This is a genomic window from Dryocola sp. LX212, from assembly GCA_041504365.1.
Lineage (GTDB): Bacteria > Pseudomonadota > Gammaproteobacteria > Enterobacterales > Enterobacteriaceae > Dryocola.
In genome coordinates this window covers 4,518,403-4,536,634 of record CP167917.1, presented here as the reverse complement: position 1 = coordinate 4,536,634, position 18,232 = coordinate 4,518,403, and the positions used below count along the sequence as shown (strand labels likewise).

General features: G+C 51.0%; 16 protein-coding genes. 3 read left to right on the top strand and 13 right to left on the bottom strand.

Features of this window, described 5'->3' with window-relative positions; translation table 11 throughout:
* Positions 1–2: 2 nt before the first annotated feature.
* Both ACA108_21740 and rfaQ read right to left on the bottom strand, forming a co-directional pair.
* Entirely contained in the window at positions 3–1,130 is a 1,128-nt protein-coding gene (locus tag ACA108_21740) for a glycosyltransferase family 4 protein (protein XEX95892.1), read from the bottom strand.
* The gene (gene rfaQ, locus ACA108_21735; GenBank protein XEX95891.1) at positions 1,127–2,209 is read right to left on the bottom strand and encodes a putative lipopolysaccharide heptosyltransferase III; all 1,083 of its coding nucleotides are present in this window, start codon (positions 2,207–2,209) and stop codon (positions 1,127–1,129) included. The genes ACA108_21740 and rfaQ overlap by 4 nt, the downstream gene beginning before the upstream one ends.
* 151 nt (positions 2,210–2,360) lie before the next feature.
* On the opposite strand from rfaQ, the gene ACA108_21730 reads away from it, so the two are divergent.
* Positions 2,361–3,329, top strand: coding sequence for a polysaccharide deacetylase family protein (locus tag ACA108_21730; protein XEX95890.1), 969 nt, complete (start codon positions 2,361–2,363; stop codon positions 3,327–3,329).
* 15 nt (positions 3,330–3,344) lie between these two features.
* On the opposite strand, the gene ACA108_21725 is transcribed toward ACA108_21730, so the two are convergent.
* From ACA108_21725 to rfaD, 6 genes are all read right to left on the bottom strand, one after another.
* Positions 3,345–4,517 (bottom strand): O-antigen ligase family protein, encoded by a 1,173-nt coding sequence (locus tag ACA108_21725; GenBank protein XEX95889.1) that lies wholly within the window; start codon positions 4,515–4,517, stop codon positions 3,345–3,347.
* Positions 4,504–5,358 carry a sugar glycosyltransferase gene (locus ACA108_21720; protein XEX95888.1) on the bottom strand — a complete coding sequence of 285 codons (855 nt, stop codon included), beginning with the start codon at positions 5,356–5,358 and terminating at the stop codon, positions 4,504–4,506. The genes ACA108_21725 and ACA108_21720 overlap by 14 nt, the downstream gene beginning before the upstream one ends.
* A 64-nt stretch (positions 5,359–5,422) precedes the next feature.
* Complete coding sequence (locus ACA108_21715) at positions 5,423–6,502, bottom strand: glycosyltransferase family 9 protein (GenBank protein XEX95887.1); 1,080 nt, start codon at positions 6,500–6,502, stop codon at positions 5,423–5,425.
* A 6-nt stretch (positions 6,503–6,508) separates the two neighbouring features.
* Positions 6,509–7,486, bottom strand: coding sequence for a lipopolysaccharide heptosyltransferase RfaC (rfaC, locus tag ACA108_21710; protein XEX95886.1), 978 nt, complete (start codon positions 7,484–7,486; stop codon positions 6,509–6,511).
* A complete protein-coding gene (rfaF, locus tag ACA108_21705) occupies positions 7,486–8,535 on the bottom strand; it encodes an ADP-heptose--LPS heptosyltransferase RfaF (protein XEX95885.1) in 1,050 nt (349 codons plus the stop codon). The genes rfaC and rfaF overlap by 1 nt, the downstream gene beginning before the upstream one ends.
* A 16-nt stretch (positions 8,536–8,551) precedes the next feature.
* Positions 8,552–9,484, bottom strand: coding sequence for an ADP-glyceromanno-heptose 6-epimerase (gene rfaD / locus ACA108_21700; GenBank protein XEX95884.1), 933 nt, complete (start codon positions 9,482–9,484; stop codon positions 8,552–8,554).
* Between the two features lie 216 nt (positions 9,485–9,700).
* Here rfaD and kbl point away from each other — a divergent pair, with 216 nt between their 5' ends.
* Both kbl and tdh read left to right on the top strand, forming a co-directional pair.
* Positions 9,701–10,897 (top strand): glycine C-acetyltransferase, encoded by a 1,197-nt coding sequence (gene kbl / locus ACA108_21695; protein XEX95883.1) that lies wholly within the window; start codon positions 9,701–9,703, stop codon positions 10,895–10,897.
* 10 nt (positions 10,898–10,907) lie between these two features.
* Positions 10,908–11,933 (top strand): L-threonine 3-dehydrogenase, encoded by a 1,026-nt coding sequence (tdh, locus tag ACA108_21690; GenBank protein ID XEX95882.1) that lies wholly within the window; start codon positions 10,908–10,910, stop codon positions 11,931–11,933.
* 60 nt (positions 11,934–11,993) lie between these two features.
* Here the strand turns inward: tdh and ACA108_21685 are convergent, their stop codons facing one another.
* The 5 genes from ACA108_21685 to gpmM form a co-directional block, all read right to left on the bottom strand.
* A complete protein-coding gene (locus ACA108_21685) occupies positions 11,994–12,914 on the bottom strand; it encodes a hypothetical protein (GenBank protein XEX95881.1) in 921 nt (306 codons plus the stop codon).
* The gene (locus ACA108_21680) at positions 12,907–14,139 is read right to left on the bottom strand and encodes a glycosyltransferase (protein ID XEX95880.1); all 1,233 of its coding nucleotides are present in this window, start codon (positions 14,137–14,139) and stop codon (positions 12,907–12,909) included. The genes ACA108_21685 and ACA108_21680 overlap by 8 nt, the downstream gene beginning before the upstream one ends.
* 72 nt (positions 14,140–14,211) lie before the next feature.
* Positions 14,212–15,159 (bottom strand): divergent polysaccharide deacetylase family protein, encoded by a 948-nt coding sequence (locus tag ACA108_21675; protein XEX95879.1) that lies wholly within the window; start codon positions 15,157–15,159, stop codon positions 14,212–14,214.
* 3 nt (positions 15,160–15,162) lie between these two features.
* A complete protein-coding gene (gene envC, locus ACA108_21670; GenBank protein XEX95878.1) occupies positions 15,163–16,422 on the bottom strand; it encodes a murein hydrolase activator EnvC in 1,260 nt (419 codons plus the stop codon).
* A 33-nt stretch (positions 16,423–16,455) separates the two neighbouring features.
* Complete coding sequence (gene gpmM / locus ACA108_21665; GenBank protein XEX95877.1) at positions 16,456–18,003, bottom strand: 2,3-bisphosphoglycerate-independent phosphoglycerate mutase; 1,548 nt, start codon at positions 18,001–18,003, stop codon at positions 16,456–16,458.
* Positions 18,004–18,232 lie beyond the last annotated feature (229 nt).

Genomic DNA, 18,232 nt, shown 5'->3' with positions numbered 1-18,232 from the left:
ATCTAATCCAGTATGTTTTGATACAGCGAAATAAGTTGCTGCGAAAGTTTTTCCGGTGTGGCATCCCTGACTCGTTCACGTGCATTCACTCCCATGGCGTCGTTCAGGTGAAGGGCGGGGACAGCCATCACCGCCTCCGCCAACGCCTTGATATCCAGCGCATCGCAAACATATCCGTTTTGTCCGGTTGTTATAAATTCTGACCCGCCGCAGGTCGGTGACGTAATAACCGGTAAACCACAGGCCATGGCTTCAAGGATCACATTCGGAAAGGGATCATAGAGCGTTGGCAGCAATAGTCCATCAGCGGCCTGATAAAATGGCAGCGTATTTTTCTGCATTCCCGTGAAAACCACCCGGTCCTGACACCCCAGAGTTTGCGCCAGCGCCCGGTAGTTCTTTTCTGCTTTATCCTGGCCAACTACAATCAGGTAGCGATCTGTGCTGGCTATGGCGCGAATAGCGCTGGCCAGACCCTTACGCTCAAAACCTGACCCCACATAGACCATCGCTACGGCCTGTTGGGGGATATTAATCTCGTTGCGCCATTTCGCACGTTGCTCCGGCGTCGCCGGAACGAAGCGGGAAGAATCAATTGCATTATAGATGACATGTATCTTATTAGCAGGTATAGCAAAATCTTCGATTATTTCACGCTTCACCATTTCGGCGTTGCAGATAACGGCTTTCAGCTCGGGCGCCTGGTACATGGCCCGCTCGGCTTCCATAACATAGCGGTGATAGCGATCGCGAAGCAACCACTGTTGACGCCATGCCGGAAGAATGCGGGCACGCTGCAACAGCCAGCGGCGATGGACGCCGTCCCCGGCTCGATAGATATCGCAGCCTGCGATACGCTCGTGACTTTGAACCAGATCGAACTGCTCGCGTTGCCACAGCGAGCGGGCCGCGTCGGCAAACCCTTTTTCACGGCTAATGCGGCCCCACTTCATGGGATCGCAGAGATGAATGTGCCAGTTTTCCTGCTTTTCACCCTGCCACTGGCGGGTAATGACATTTAGCTCCAGATCGTGGGCGCTAAGCGCCTCCAGCGCACGGGAGACAAAACGTTCAGCCCCGCCATCGGGGCGGTATTTTTGGCGAACGATAGCCAGACGGCAACGTTTCATAATAATTGTCTCCGGGCTGCGGCAACCACATCATCCACAGGTATCGCGTTGAGGTAGCGTTCACTGGTATTGGTGTCAATTTGGTCGGGGTCCGGAAGCGGGCCGTAGTTGCCAGCCCAGATAACTTCGCCCTTGACCTGCCACGGACTCCAAAATGTCAGCTTAGACGGGCCAAACAGAGCAATGCATGGGGTTTGCAGCGCGGCTGCCATATGCATGGGGACGGAATCAACGCCGATAAAAAGTTTCGCATGATCGATTAGCGCGGCAAGCTGCCGCAGGCTGAGTTCGCCGGCCAGGGAATGAATGTGTTCAGACGGGCATAAGGCACGGATTTTGTCGATCATCGCTTTTTCATTTTTATCCGGCCCGGAGGTTAATATCAGGGTATGCCCGTCCTGCTGAAGTGCGGTTAATGTCGCAGCCATTTTACTCTCATCCCAGCATTTGAAGAACCAGCGAGAGGTTGGCTGAACGACGATAAACGCTGCATCAACATTTTTACTTTGCAATTTCTCCTGCACCTTCTGCCAGTCTTCCGAACGATAGCTCATGGTAACTTCGTTCATCGGGGCAACAGCCAGGGGGGAGAGAACGGAAAGATTTTGCTCAACGGTATGCAGTTTTTGATGATCGGCAACCGAGGCAAGCTGGGTGTGGCAGTGATTCCAGAACCATCCCCGGCGTTTATTGAAATCAAAACCGATGCGCACTGGCGCGCCCGTAAAACGGGTGACTATAGCGCTGCGCCACTGATCGGCAAGGTTGACCACCAGGGTATAATTCTGCTGGCGTAACGCTTTAAGCAACTGCCACTCTTTGCATAGATGCTGTCGGGTGCCCAGTTTGCGCCATTTTCGGTCAATACCATAAATGTGATGAATGAAAGGGTGTGCGGACAGCATGTCGCGGGTTTCTTCATAAAGCAGGACGTCGATCTGCGCGTCTGGCCAGGCCTGATGCAGGGCATTGATGACCGGCGTGGTAAGCAACATGTCGCCGTGATGGCGCAACTTGATGACCAGTATGCGGGTTTTCTGCCCGGCTGCGGGCGTGTTCAAGGCGTTATTCATTATCATCTTTAGGTGATTAGCCAATGTCTGATTCTAATAGACCTTGAGTATGGTTGCTACCGTTCGCCAGCGGAGTCGGCGTTTTCCTGGAATCACGTTTGCCCTTCAGTAACGGGCTGCGTAACATGGCGTAAACATTATGAACGCAGAGACGGTAATGACTACTCCCGCATTTATCATCACCATTGATACCGAAGGCGATAATCTGTGGCAAAACCACAAGCAGATCAAGACGGAAAATGCACGCTTTCTGCCCCGTTTTCAGACCTTATGTGAGAAGTATGCTTTCAAACCCGTCTGGTTGGCCAACTATGAGATGGCGACAGACCCCACGTTTATTGCTTTCGCTCAAGATGTTATTGCGCGGGGGAAGGGTGAGGTGGGGATGCATCTTCATGCGTGGAACAGCCCACCTGATTATGATTTAACCGGGGATGACTGGCGCTGGCAGCCTTATCTTATCGAATACCCTGATGAGATCCTTCGTGAGAAGGTTGTCTTTATGACAAAGTTGCTTGAGGAGACCTTCCACACCAAAATGCTGAGCCACCGGGCAGGGCGCTGGGCTTTCGACAGTCGCTACGCGCGTTTGCTGGTGGAACTGGGCTATAAAGTTGATTGTTCGGTGACGCCGCGGGTGAACTGGCGCAATGCGAAAGGATCGCCAACGGGAACCGGCGGAACGAATTATCAGCATTTTCCGTCGCAGTCTTATTTTATGGATCTGGACAATATTAGTCAGCCCGGTATTTCTCCGCTGCTGGAGGTGCCTATGAGCATCCAGTACAAACACGGCGCGCTAATGAATGGCTTCAAGCAAGGCTACGACAGGTTGCGGGGTAAATACCGTAGCCCTTCAGTCAACTGGTTACGCCCATCCGGGGGCAATGCTGCACAAATGATTGCCGTCGCAGAAAAAACGCTGGCGCAGGGCAATGATTACGTCGAATTTATGCTTCACTCTTCGGAGTTTATGCCCGGCGGCAGCCCAACGTTTAAGAACGAGGGCGATATTGAGCTTCTTTATGAAGATCTGGAGAAGCTGTTTACATGGCTTGCGGGTCGAACGGTGGGTATGACGCTGGCGGAATATTGCGAACGTAAAAGTAATCAGCCGGGTTTTTAAGCCCGGCTTTACCAATTAGTCTGCAAGTTTTTTTACTGGCGTGCTAAGGATTACCGCCAGAGGGAACCAGAATAAGAACCAAAATTCCTGTGGGTTCCCAATAATAAACATCCCCTGAGACATATAATAAATCAGAGAGAATATAAATATGGAGACTTCAGTTTTTTGGCCAGCGAGGAGATGTTTACGAATCTGGAAAAGCCCTAATACAACGACAGACAGCATTAGTAATAAACCAACAATGCCGCCTTTTAAGAATGATGCCAGATAAATAGTGTGCGTAGTGGTTATATTCTGCCCAATGCTATTTACAAAAACTAAACCTTTATCATAACCCCAACCAAAGAAAGGTTTATCTTTGGCGATTTCAATCGCATTTTGCCAAATGCCAAATCGGATAAAGCTTTGTTTATATAAATTTTCGATGCGAAAAATTAATATATCTGAGAATTTAGTAAGATATATTAACAACGCGACGATAAAAATTATAAGAAACGCGTAGAGAATATTTTTTAAAGAATATCTTGGGTTAACAATAAATAATAAAGAAAAAGCGGCAATAAAGGCAATAAGTGGCCCTCTGCTTTGTGTTAAAAGTAGAGATATAAAAAGTATAGGTAATAATGCATATAGCCAATTCTTCCCTGATTCGCGAATGAATATCATCCCACAGAAAATGCCTATCACCATATATCCTCCCAGATCTATAACGTTATCTGGTGCCCATGGGAAAGCATCCTCTAGCCTGTGGGTTGTAAGAGTTGTTTTATCAACCATAGTCAATGTTAAGATAGCTAGTACCGTCATGCCAAGAAAAGCAGCGCAGATTACATACTTTTTTAATCCCATAAGCTCGACTTGTCGATAAATACAAATAAAGGCTATTAAGTAGATGGAGTGTTTAACCGTGGAGCTAATGTTGCCTGGGTGACCGGACCATATATTAGAAAGTGTAAAATAAGCAAGAAACACCATGGGTATCGCAAGCCGTTTTAAAAAATCTTTATCTGCGAGAACGGCATCTCTTATTTTAGAAGAGAAAACAGCTCCTCCAATGAGCAGTATTAACGAACTATGAAATAGTAAATTAACCTTGGATACATTACAAAATATTGAACTCATAAAAATGAAAGCCACGAAAAGAATGGCGTAAGCATTTTCAATGCGTGAACGATTATTTGAATACATCACGATAATCCATTTTAGGAAAAATATGCGCAGGAATTGCACTCTTGGTTGATAAGTTGATGACTTCTGTATTAACTTGTTTAAGTGAATCACTTGCAAGTTTAAAGGCTGGGATGATGATATCTTGCAATTTATTTTCCAAAAACGATGGCAACATACTATTTGGGTTTTCGTAAAAACGAGGGCTCGAAAAATTATTCATATCGAGACCAGCAACATATATTTTTTTAAATCCAAGAAATGCTAGTATCTGGAGTGTCCAGTAAACCACGGTACCCGCATCAAATATTCCGGTGCGAATATCATGACTGAAAGCGATATTTTTATTTTCACTTGAGAAGTCAATATTTTTGTGTGCATGTAGCTTATTATATACTTCATCTCTGTTAATGGTTGGCTGATAAATGGGGAAGCATTTATCTTCAATTACGGCTACGCAGCAGCAAATATTTTCTGGTGAGAATTTATTTGCTAATCTCACTATGCCATGCATAGTCGTAAATAGAATTATATTTTGGTTAGCGATAATTTCTTCAAGTAATTCATGTTGATTATCAATAAAAATCATGTCAACTATGACATAAAGTTTAAAATCCAGCCATTTAGACAGGTGCCATGCACCATTAACACCAGCCGCAGGCAAATCTGGAATCAAAGAAAAATCAATATTATTTATTGATGGCCCTGTAGCAATCAGCAATGCTTCACCGGAAAAGGAGTTTTTCAGCTCACTCAGATTTACCAAAGGGAAACGTTGACCTTTATAGAAAAGATCAGTTATTGCACCTGTTCCATCACGCTTTATTTTGACATAGGGCCAAAGATTTTCATTATGCCGCATGTTTCGGGGGTGTGTATACCTATAGATCTGTTTTGTAAGCGTTCCCATTGGTTTCTCGCTATCACTAATTACTTATATGTAGATTATTAATGATGAAGTCATGGATTTTAATAATACTGTTTTCATCCAGCTCAAATAACTCTTCCTTAGGTTTATCAAAGTAGTACCTTGTCTCAAAGACAAAAGAGTTAATATTTGCATCGTCCCCAATTAGCAAAACGTTTCCTAATGGACGCTGCTCTTTCACACAGCATGGGCCGTAAATCAGGATGATTGGCACGCCCATGGCATCGGCTATATAAATATTTCCTGAATCGGATGCGATATAAAAATCCATTTTACTGATGGCGTGGGGCAAATCTTCAAGGGAAAGCTTACCGATCATATCTACCAAGTCATCACGTTGTCCCGTGATCTTAAGTAAATCATCCAGCCAGACCTGTTCGTTCTTTGAGCCGAAGATATAATACAGGCAGGGCAAATCCTGCAGTGAGTCGAAAAGCCGCTGCCATATTACCGGTGGGATGGTTTTTGCTTTATTTCCAGCAGAGATGCTTAAGCCAATTTTGATAACATCTTTTTTATCAAGTGCCTGGGGATAGTTAACTGGTACTTTTAATGGTCTGGTGGCGTGTTTAGGATGGTCTCGCCATGTCAGGTTCCGATCCGCCAGCTTAAGGTAATTATCGACACTTAACGTGTCCTTCCCATGTTCTACCACGCCCGTCGCTGTCTGATAAAACAGATATTGATACCAGCGACGATTATAGGTCGACAGGAACTGTTTATTGGCTGCGTTGCAGGCGGCGGCAAAGAAGAGATTGGTACTGTTTGGCTGCAGGAGGTAGACATTTTCGTAGCGGTTCATCAGCATGAACGCAAAACGCATCTTGCTCCAGAGGTTCTTCTTGTGCTCTTCAACAAGATAAATCTTTTCGATGGTTTCATCGTGGCGGGCCAAGGGCAGCACAGACTTGCTGATTAAAACATCGCTTTTCTTGAGGTGGGCCAGCAGCGGCGTGACGTTAACAAAATCGCCAATCTTTGCCGTCTGGATCAGCAGGTTACGACCATTTTTCTTATAGAACAGTTTCCCCACAAGCTTGCAGGGTAAAAATAGTATAAAAAGAAGTAGATAGCTCATTAATCGTTATTCTGTGGCCAGGTGATTAATTTTCTGAAGCGCGGAAAACACGTCCGCTGCGCTGATGTTTGCCATATTGTTTCCTGCACCAGTGATTTCATGCTGATTTTGTCCATAGCCACCAATCAGGCCCGGGTCGGTTGGGCCATACAGCGTGATATTTGGCCGATCCAGTGCGGCGGTGAGATGACTTAATCCGGTATCGACTGAGATAACAGCCCGAGCGCCAGCAAGCTGCTCTGCCACTTCTTCCAGAGATAAACGTGGCAACACGTCAACAAAGTCAAATCCTGCAGCCAGGCGAACGGCACGATCCTGCTCGTGCTGGGCACCCCATGGGAGTTTAATACGTAAGCCAGAATTATGCATCAGGTGAATAAGGTCTCGCCAGTGCGCTTCCGGCCAGTGCTTCTCGTCCCGCGTGGTGGCGTGAAGAAAAACGATATACTGATTTGCATCGGCAGGCGCAAGCGCGAGAAAATGCCGGGCGATAGCATAATCGCCCTGCTGATTTGGCTTTAGGTATCCAATGCTTTTCGCGAAAAGTTCTCGGGTTCGTTCAACGGCGTGTTGCCGCTTTGCGATGGCATGGTGCTTGTTATAAAACAGGCTGGCCAGCGGCTCGCGCGCGCTGCCCCAGTTCATGCCATGCTTAATGCCCCGGGCCTTTCGCGTCACCAGCGCTGCGCTTTTTATCAGCCCCTGGGCGTCAATAACAAGGTCATACTGCTGGGACCGTAGCGCCTGATAAAAGGATTTACGTTCGGCTTTTATCGGTGCAGAAAACCAGTTTTTACGCCAGCGGCGTATCGCCACGGGCAGGACTTTGCCGACTGCCGGATGCCACGTGGGGACCTGGGCAAAACCCTCTTCAACCACCCAGTCAAAGCGGATGCCTGGGATCGCCTGCATCGCATCTGTTAACGCAGGCAAAGTATGAAGCACATCGCCCATTGAGGAGGTTTTGACGATCAGCACCCGCATTATGCTTCCGTCCCGGCTTGCAGAAGTTCATTCAATTCAGCCATAACCCGCTCCGGTGCAATATCAATCAAACTCTGGTGATATCCCTCCGCAGCGTCGCCCTTACGGACTTTGTGATAGCCACTAATCAGGCGAATGACTTTGGCTTTGTGTGACAGAGGAGGCGTGAAGTCAGGGCTGCTAGGGCCGTAGAGGGCGACCAGCGGCCTGTCCAGCGCGGCAGCAACGTGCATCAGGCCAGAATCATTGCTCACTACCGCTTTACATGCGGCGATAAGAATTACGGCCTGTTCCAGTGCGGTGTCGCCCGCCAGATTCCGGCAATACGCCTGCTGTACGGCAGTTAACGCGGCGAGAATATCACTCCCGGCCTCTTTATCCTTTGCGGAGCCAAACAGGACGACCTGGTAACCTTTGTCGATAAGTTTTCCGGCAAGCGTAGCGTAGTGATAGTGCGGCCAGCGTTTAGCCGGGCCGAATTCAGCGCCGGGACAGAAACCGATAATCGGCCGTTCGGTATCCAGGTTAAACGCCATGCAGGCCTGTGCTTTTTCGCTCTCGTTGACCTGCAGCTTTGGCCACATCAGCGGCTGGGGTAGATCTTTCGCTGATGCTATGACGCCTTTGTCATACGCCAGGGCGACATAGCGCTCGACCATCAGTGGCCAGGCCTGTTTATCAAGTAGGCGGGCATCGTTAAGCAGGCCGTAGCGCATCTCGCCGCGCCAGCCGGTTCGCTGGGGCACATTGGCAAAGAAAGGCACTAAAGCGGATTTAAAAGAGTTGGGCAAAACATAGGCCCTGTCGTAGCGCCTTTCCCGCAGGCTGTGGCCAAGGCGGCGGCGTTCGCCGATTTGCAGAGCGCCATGGCCCAGCGGCATAGAGAGCGCTTCGTTGACTTCGGGCATGCGCGACAATAATGGACGACACCAGGCCGGTGCCATCACATCAATACTCGCCTGGGGATAGCGCGCCTTGAGCGTGCGGTAGAGACTTTGCGACATCATCATGTCGCCCACCCATGACGGGCCAATCACCAGTATTTTCATGCGTCAGTCTACCTGCTTATGCGTCACGGTTAAGCCAGGCCATATATTCCGTTACGCCTTCGGCAACGGTTTTAAATGGCTTGTCGTAGCCGGCAGCACGCAGGTTGGTCATATCGGCCTGGGTGAATGCCTGATAGCGGCCTTTGAGTTTTTCCGGGAAGGGAATGTACTCAATGCTGCCTTTTTTGTGGAACGCCAGCGTTGCATCGGCAACGGCCTGGAAAGACTCCGCGCGACCCGTACCGCAGTTGTAGATGCCGGAAACGCCGTTTTGCCAGAACCACAGGTTTACCGCCGCCACGTCGCCTACGTAGATAAAGTCGCGCTTAAAGCCGTCGCTGCCTTCAAACAGTTTTGGGCTCTCGCCGTTGTTCAATTGGGTATTCAGATGGAAGGCCACGCTCGCCATGCTGCCCTTGTGGCCTTCACGAGGCCCATAAACGTTGAAATAGCGGAACCCGGTAATCTGAGAGTTTGCTTCAGGCAGGATCTGACGCACGTATTCGTCAAACAGGAATTTGGAGTAGCCATAAACATTCAGCGGCTGCTCGTATTCGCGGGATTCGATAAAGTTATTATTACGGCCGCCGTAGGTGGCGGCGGAAGAGGCATACAGGAACGGAATTTCACGCTCCAGACAGTAGTGAAGCACCTCTTTGGAGTACTGATAGTTGTTATCCATCATGTACTTGCCGTCCCACTCGGTGGTGGAAGAACACGCACCCTCGTGGAAGATGGCTTCGACTTCGCCGAATTCTTCGCCTGCCATCAGCTGGATTAAGAAATCTTCTTTATCCATATAATCGGCGATATTCAGGTCAACCAGGTTTACGAACTTGGTACCGTCTTTCAGATTGTCTACCACTAAGATATCTGTATAGCCGTTATCATTCAGTGACTTGATAATATTGCTGCCGATAAAACCGGCACCACCGGTGACAATAATCATAAGCGTAACCTTCATAATTTAGGGGGCTGCGGGGCAGACTACCCCGCGCGCTAATGGCTCTTATCATACCATTACAATCAAAGACCCGCCTAATCAGACGAAGTTTCTGCCTTCGTGATTTATCCTGCAAAAATCATAATCCCTGAAGCGTAATCTCGTCTCAACGTATAGGTTTGGGTAATATGTGCCGAAATTTGCCCTGCCTGGAGAATCGCGATGCGCGAAGATTTTTACCAACAGTTAACTTCACAGCTTGAAACCGCTCGCTCTGAAGGCCTCTTCAAAGAAGAACGGATTATCACATCTGCCCAGCAGGCGGACATCACCGTCGCTGACGGCAGCCGTGTGATTAACTTCTGCGCCAATAATTATCTGGGGCTGGCTAACCACCCGCAGCTGATCGAAGCGGCGAAGCAGGGGATGGATAAACATGGCTTCGGTATGGCCTCCGTACGCTTCATCTGTGGCACGCAGGACAGTCATAAAGAGCTTGAAGGCAAGCTTGCCCGTTTCCTGGGAATGGACGACGCTATCCTGTATTCCTCCTGCTTTGACGCCAACGGCGGGCTGTTTGAAACCCTACTTGGCCCTGAAGACGCGATTATCTCCGACGCGCTGAACCACGCTTCTATCATCGACGGCGTTCGTCTGTGTAAAGCGCAACGCTACCGTTATGCCAACAACGATATGCAGGAGCTGGAAGCTCGTCTGAAAGAGGCGCGTGCGGCGGGCGCTCGCCATGTGATGATCGCTACCGACGGCGTATTTTCTATGGATGGCGTTATTGCCAACCTGCAGGGCGTTTGCGATCTGGCGGATAAATACGATGCTCTGGTGATGGTGGATGATTCCCACGCTGTCGGTTTTGTCGGCGAAAACGGCCGTGGCACGCACGAATACTGCGAAGTAATGGATCGCGTGGACATTATCACCGGCACGCTGGGCAAAGCGCTTGGTGGGGCTTCCGGTGGCTATACCGCCGGGCGTAAAGAGGTGATTGAGTGGCTGCGCCAGCGCTCCCGCCCTTATCTTTTCTCTAACTCTCTGGCTCCAGCCATCGTTTCTGCATCAATTAAAGTGCTGGAGATGCTTGAAACGGGTGCTGAACTGCGCGAGCGCCTGTGGGCTAACGCCAGCCTGTTCCGTGAAAAAATGTCGGCGGCTGGCTTTACGCTTGCCGGTGCCGATCACGCCATCATCCCTGTGATGCTTGGCGAAGCGACCGTGGCACAGAACTTTGCCCGCGAGCTGCAAAAAGAAGGAATTTACGTTACCGGGTTCTTCTATCCGGTCGTACCAAAAGGTCAGGCGCGCATTCGTACGCAAATGTCAGCGGCGCATACCCCTGAGCAAATCGAGCGTGCGGTTGATGCGTTTACGCGTATCGGTAAACAGTTGGGCGTTATCGCCTGAGGGAGCGGTCATGAAAGCATTAGCAAAACTGAAGGCGGAAGAAGGCATCTGGATGACGGATACCCCGAAACCGGAAATGGGTCATAACGATCTGCTGATCAAAATCCGTAAGACCGCTATCTGCGGTACCGATGTCCATATCTATAACTGGGATGAATGGTCTCAGAAGACGATTCCTGTGCCGATGGTAGTGGGACATGAATACGTTGGCGAAGTGGTGGGTATTGGCCAGGAAGTGAAAGGCTTCAAAATCGGCGACCGCGTCTCTGGCGAAGGCCATATCACCTGCGGCCACTGCCGCAACTGCCGTGCAGGGCGCACTCACCTGTGCCGCAATACCACCGGTGTGGGCGTAAACCGTCCCGGCTGCTTTGCGGAATACCTTGTGCTGCCAGCTTTTAACGCCTTCAAAATTCCGGATAATATTTCCGACGATCTGGCGTCCATCTTCGACCCGTTTGGTAACGCGGTGCACACAGCGCTCTCTTTCGATCTGGTCGGTGAAGATGTGCTGGTGTCTGGCGCAGGCCCAATTGGCATTATGGCGGCAGCTGTCGCTAAACACGTTGGTGCCCGCAATGTCGTCATTACGGACGTTAACGATTATCGTCTTGAGCTGGCCCGTGAAATGGGCGTGACCCGCGCGGTAAACGTCAGCAAAGAGAGCCTGACCGACGTCATGCATGAGCTGGGTATGACCGAAGGTTTCGACGTAGGGCTGGAAATGTCCGGCGCGCCACCAGCGTTCCGCACTATGCTCGACACCATGAACCACGGTGGCCGCATCGCTATGCTTGGGATCCCTCCTTCAGATATGTCCATCGACTGGACAAAAGTCATCTTCAAGGGCTTGTTCATCAAGGGGATTTACGGGCGTGAAATGTTCGAAACCTGGTACAAAATGGCCGCGCTGATCCAGTCAGGCCTGGATCTGTCGCCGATTATCACCCACCGTTTCGGCATCGATGATTTCCAGAAAGGCTTTGATGCTATGCGCTCCGGGCAGTCCGGCAAGGTTATTCTTAGCTGGGATTAACGGCGTCTGAATGAACAAAAGGCCGGGAAACCGGCCTTTTTGCTATCTGCACAAGAAAAATTACTCGCTGGCTTCTTTCTTCTCGGCGTCAGTCAGATAACGCACCTTGCGCGTGTAATCCTGCCCCTTGAACAGCAGCTCGCTGTCCGGCGACGCGAGATATTTCTGCCATTCCGACAATGGGAAGCCGCCGTGGGCGCCGATCACTTCTTTAGGGATAACGGACGGTGTGCCGCCGATGCGTTTGGATACGGGCCAGTTCACCCAGTCACCTAAATTGACCGTTCTGAAGTCCAGCATATCAAGCAGCGCGGCTAAAGGAAGCTGATCCGTTGGCGGCTGGTCATCGGGCATCAGTTCCCATGTGTCCTGGAAAAGGGCCAGCCAAAGCGGGCACAGACGGTGCCAGGTGCTGCGTGTAGCCGCAAGAAAGGCGCTATTTACATGATCTTCAAGGGTGGGGCGAATCGTATCCTGATACCAGGCTGGCGCTTTTCCCTGCGGGGCGTTTGCCAGTTTGGCGATCATTTTTCCCTGACGGAAGCTTGAATAGAGCGTATTTTCCTCCACCTCAAGCCGCGGCATTTGCAGCAGGTTGAGATCGGAATCAATGATCAGGGCAGCCTCGGTTCTGGCGTGCAGCGGTGCCTGAATTTTAATCAGGCGGCTGCGATAAATTTGCTTAAAGCGGTAGCTGTCGTCTCTTTCAGGTACGTTAAGCGTCACGACGCGGGTTTTGGCCGGTATGCCGATAAAGGCTTCAGCAGGCTGATCGGAGACAATAACAATCTCTTCTAACTGCGGAGCGAAACGGTTGGCAAAAATAGCTGATAACGTTCCTTCTTCGACGAAGTCTTTTCCCACGCAAGGAATGACAGCGGAGGTCACAGGAACCGATTTTGCGCCAGTTGCAGCCTGCGCCAATGGAATATTATGTCGCGCCGTAATATGGCGATACTTTGCATTGAGGAATTTAAACATGATGGGTCCGTGTAGTATTTACGGCATAAAGAACGGCTTCGACGCCGGCGACATAATGTTCGATAGCGTACCGATCGACGACTTGCTGCCATGCCCGTTGGGTCATGGCCTCGCGCAGCGTGCTGTCCTGCCAGACGGTTTGCAGGTGGGCAGCCAGAGTAACCGTATCACCATAAGGGTAGAGCAAGCCGGTACGGCCGGAATCAATCAGCTCACCCGTTCCGGTCACATCTGAACCTATCACCACTGTTTTTAGCAGCATGGATTCCAGCACCACGCGCGGCAGCCCTTCGCTTTTAGAAGCGAGTATAAACGCGTCAAAAGCGGCCAGGTAATCCAGTGGATTGTTACGAAAGCCAGTAAAAACTACCCGATCCGCAAATCCGTAGGCGTTTGCCTGCTGCTGCAGCTTCTGGTGCTCCGGCCCCTCACCGACGAGGATCAGTTTCCATTTAGCATCAGGATTTTGCTGTGAAAATTGTTGTAAAGCTTCAAGCGTATGGTGACTGGATTTTCGCGGGATAAGCGAACCAATGCTGCCGAAAACAAATGTATCTTCAGCAATACCCATTTCTTGTCTTATGGTTTTGTCGTCGGGTAAAGGCTGGTGGATATCAATCGCGTTAGAAACCGTTGTACAAAGTGATTTCTCTACGCCGTTGCGAAGCAGAACCCTTTCAACGGCGTGGGAAACGGCGATGACTTTGCTGGCGATGCGGTTAACCATCCCGGTAATCTGCGACGTCATGACCGGCTCAATGCGGCAATGCTGCACCACGGCAACGTTCAGGGGCTCGGCTGCCAGGTACCCTTCCTGATTTGAACCAGGCTGATTGTTCATATAGAGGATTTCGTAGCCGTCACGCTGGAGGAGTTCTCGAATACGTTTAGCGTTGGGCTGGATGCGCCATTTATTATCAATCAGTTCCGCTACTTTCTTGCGTCCGGGGCGGCTAAAGAATACCAGTGAGCGCCCCAGCTCTTTAGCGATTTTGGCCCACAGCGGCTGAGCGGACTGCGGCAGAAAGATAACCGGGATCCCGATGCTGTTGAGCACCTGCCCGATAGTTTCACCTTCGCCGCGCGCATAGTTGTAATAGAAGCAGCAGGTGATATCAAACCGCTGGCGGTCGATGCGTTTAAGCAGCTCCAGCATACTGTTGGTGCCGCCTCCCCACTCTTTACCGTTATCTAACAGCAGAATTTTACGCCGTTGTTGCGTCATCGATGCGTGAGTCCCTGAGGCCAAATTTGCCCGGCAGTATAATATGATTGCCGGGCCGATCCATATGAATTATCAGGATTGCGGCGAGCCAGAATCCCAGCCCTGCCATTGATTCTTCATGTATTTCACCAGCGTACTTTCACCAATGCTATCGCTAAGCACTGCGAAGTAGGTCGTGGCATACACAGGTTCCAGCGGTTTCTTTGGCTTGCAAAGTTTCGCGCCTTTGAAAGGGTTACGCAACTGCTCTGCAGGTTTAACCGGGACGGCATTATTTGGCCTGGAGGTATCCATCTGCGGCTCGTTCAGCAGGCTGCTGGGGCGCACAAGCGTGATGTCCGCCGGCAGGTTATAAATCATCTGCTGCAGTACGCGCACAGTAGAGGGATGCGGGTGGCCGATAGCAATAGCCGAGCCGTTACGGCGGGCCAGCGCGACAGCGCGATTGAACTGAACGCGAATATCCGCTTCGTTCTGCGTGTCGTCGAGGAACACTTTGCGCTTAATCACTTTAACCTTGGTTCCCGCAGCGGCGCGCATCGCCTGGCTATTGCCGATGGTCATGCTGTCGAGAAAATAGAGGTTGTACTGATCGAGCGACTGCATCACCTTCTGCATGCCAAACAGGCTTGAGGTCATGGCGCTGCCCATGTGGTTGTTGAGGCCCACGGCATACGGCACCTTGTTCACCGCATCCCGAATAATCCGCTCTATTTCAGCGCTGCTCATATCCGGGCGCAGGGTATCTATTTCCAGCGGCTGCTTGCTCAGCGGCGCCATCGGCAGGTGGATCAACACTTCATGCCCGGCATTGTGCGCTTTGGTCGCCATTTCATGGGAGTGTGGGGCGTTGGGCAAAACGGCGACGGAGATTTCGGGAGGCAGGGCGATGACCTGATTTTCCTGATGGGGGCGGTAACCGAAATCATCTATCACAATCGCCAGCTTGCCGGCATAAGCGGGTGCCGCCAGCGCAAGCGCGCAGGCGAGAGAGGAAACAACGTGACGAAACTGAGGCAAAACTTATCTTCCCAACCACGGTTGTGGATTGACTGCCTGGCCCTGGCGACGAATTTCGAAATAGAGTGACGGGCGGCCCTGACCACCACTGTTGCCCACCAGCGCGATGGGCTGGCCGGCGCGAACCTGAGTCCCCACGCTGACAAGCGCGCTCTGGTTGTAGCCGTACAAACTCATATCGCCTTTACCGTGTTCAACCACCACAACCAGCCCGTAACCCTGCAGCCAGTCGGCAAGAATCACACGTCCATCAGCGATGGCCTTCACTTCCTTGCCTTCACTCGCTGCGATAACGATACCTTTCCAACGTAGTTCACCTTGCAGCTGTTCGCCATAGCGATGCAGCAGAGAGCCACGAACCGGCCAGTACGCCTGGCCGCGTGGTGCACCAAGACCGCCGGTACGAGAAATTAGCGAGCGTTCTGATTCGGTTGGTTTATAGGTGCTGCCTTTGCTGGTGGCGGCTTTTTGACGTGATTTAACCGCTTCTGCTTCGCGCGCTTCTTTTTCCGCATGCGCTTTGGCTGCGGCGGCGGCACGGGCAATCTGGTTTTGCAGACGGGATTCGTTCTGACGCATTTCGCCAAGCTTCTGCTGATCCTGTTGAATGGATGATTCAAGCGTGGCGAGGGTTTTCTTACGCTGATTGCGGGCGTCTTCCAGCTTTGCCTGCTGAGCCTGCCGATCGTAAAGCAGCGTTTGCTGCTCGGTTTGTTTTGTTTCAAGCGTCGCTTTTTGCTCGTCGACTTCCGCTTTGGTCTGCTTTAACTCGGCGATAGTTTCCTGACGCGCTGCGTTCAGATAACCAAAATAGGCCTGTAGACGCTGGCCACGCTGGCTCTCTTCACCACTCAGGATGAGCTGGATCCCGGTGTGCTGACCCTGACGAAATGCCGCATCAAGCTGGGCGGCCAGGTTACGCTCCTGAACAGCCTGTTGTTTTTGCAGCTTCATCAGCGAAGCGTTCATGGTGTCAATCTGTCGATTCAGCGTGGTGAGGGTATTTTGCGTATCGCGTAACTTGCGGCTGGCTTGGGCTATCGCCTGTTCCTGCGTTTTTAACTGGGTAAGAAGCGTTGCACGCTGTTGCTGCTGCTGGCGAACCGCGCGCTCTTTTGCGGCGATATCCTGTCGAATGGATTTCAGCTGTGCGCTGTCGTCAGCGTGGCTGGATAAAGGGCATAACAATACGCCAGCGCTAAGCACGCTGGCGTAGAAAATGGGCCTGACGGAAAACCGCTTCGGTTTCGTGGCCCATGTCATTGAAAAAATCGCCTTTCCCCTCATGGGGAGGGATTATTCCACGATGAACAGCGGCTTGCCAGTCATCTCTTGCGGGATTTCCATGCCCATCAGGCTCAGCATGGTCGGCGCGATATCAGAAAGTTTGCCGCCCTCTACTGCTTTGACGCTGCGCTCGCCAATGTAAATCAGCGGAACCGGCAGGCTGGTGTGTGCGGTGTGCGCCTGTCCTGTTGCCGGGTCACGCATTTGCTCCGCATTGCCGTGGTCCGCGGTGATCAGCAGCTGGCCGCCAATATTTTCCACTGCGGAAACGACCTGCGCGATGCAATTATCCAACGCTTCAACCGCCGAAATTGCTGCTTCATAAACGCCGGTATGACCAACCATATCGCCATTCGGATAGTTACAAATGATGGTGTCGTACTTGCCGCTGTTGATGGCAGACAGTAATTTTTCAGTCAATTCTGCCGAACTCATTTCCGGCTGTAGGTCATAAGTCGCTACTTTTGGCGAATTGATCAGCACGCGGTCTTCGCCAGCAAATGGCTCTTCAACGCCGCCGTTATAAAAGAAGGTCACGTGGGCGTATTTTTCAGTTTCGGAAATACGCAGCTGGGTTTTGTCATGCTTCGCCATCCACTCACCGAAGGTGTTAGTCAGAGAAGCAGGTGGGTATGCGCAGGCAGTTTTGATATCCGCTGCGTATTCGGTCAGCATGATGAAGTCGCCGAAGTTAACCACTTTCTTACGTGCAAAGCCGTCGAAATCTGCATTAACGAACGCGCGGGTAATTTGACGGGCACGGTCGGCACGGAAGTTCATGAAGATCAGCGCGTCGCCGTCATTCATTACCGCTTCAGCTTCGCCTTCTGCACGGATGACGGTAGGCTTCACGAATTCGTCGTTTTCATCGCGAGCGTAAGCCGCTTCCAGACCCGCAGCTGCCGTTGCCGCCTGATATTCGCCTTTAGCCTGAGTCATCAGGTCATACGCCAGCTCCACGCGGTCCCAGCGGTTATCGCGGTCCATCGCGAAATAACGGCCAATTATGGATGCCACGCGGCCTTTGCCAAGCGCCGCAAACTTGTCGGCGAATTTCTTCAGGGAGGACTCTGCGCTACGCGGTGGTGTATCGCGACCGTCGAGGAAAGCGTGCAGGTAGATAGCTTCTGCGCCGCGTTCAGCCGCCAGTTCAATCATCGCGAGGATATGTTCTTCGTGGCTGTGAACGCCACCAGCAGAAGCCAGACCCATGATATGAACCGCTTTGCCGGCCGCAACGGCTTTATCTACCGCCGCAGTCAGCACCGGGTTAGCAAAGAAAGTACGTTCTTTAATTTCAACATCCAGACGAGTCAGATCCTGATAAACAATACGGCCTGCGCCGAGATTGACGTGACCGACTTCTGAGTTACCCATCTGTCCGTCTGGCAGACCCACTTCCAGGCCGGATGCGTTGATCAGGGTGTGTGGGCGCTGGTTCCACAGGTTATCCATAACCGGGGTTTTAGCATTCAGAATGGCGTTATCCTGCTGCTCTTCACGATGGCCATAGCCATCCAGAATCACCAGAACCATAGGTTTTTTAGTAGCCGACATTGCGAGAACCTCTAAGTCAAAGACAAAAAATTTGCGTAATTTTACTACAGCCGTCACAGAAAAATAGCCGCAGAAGATCAAAGAAACAGACGGGATCGTGACAGGTTTTTTACCGGGGAGGGCATTTTTTTCGTAACAGCACGCAGAATCCACAATACATCATGCTGACTGGCTGTAATTGCCGCAATGCGAAGGTATACTCCTTGCTTGGTTTTTTTCATCTTTACTC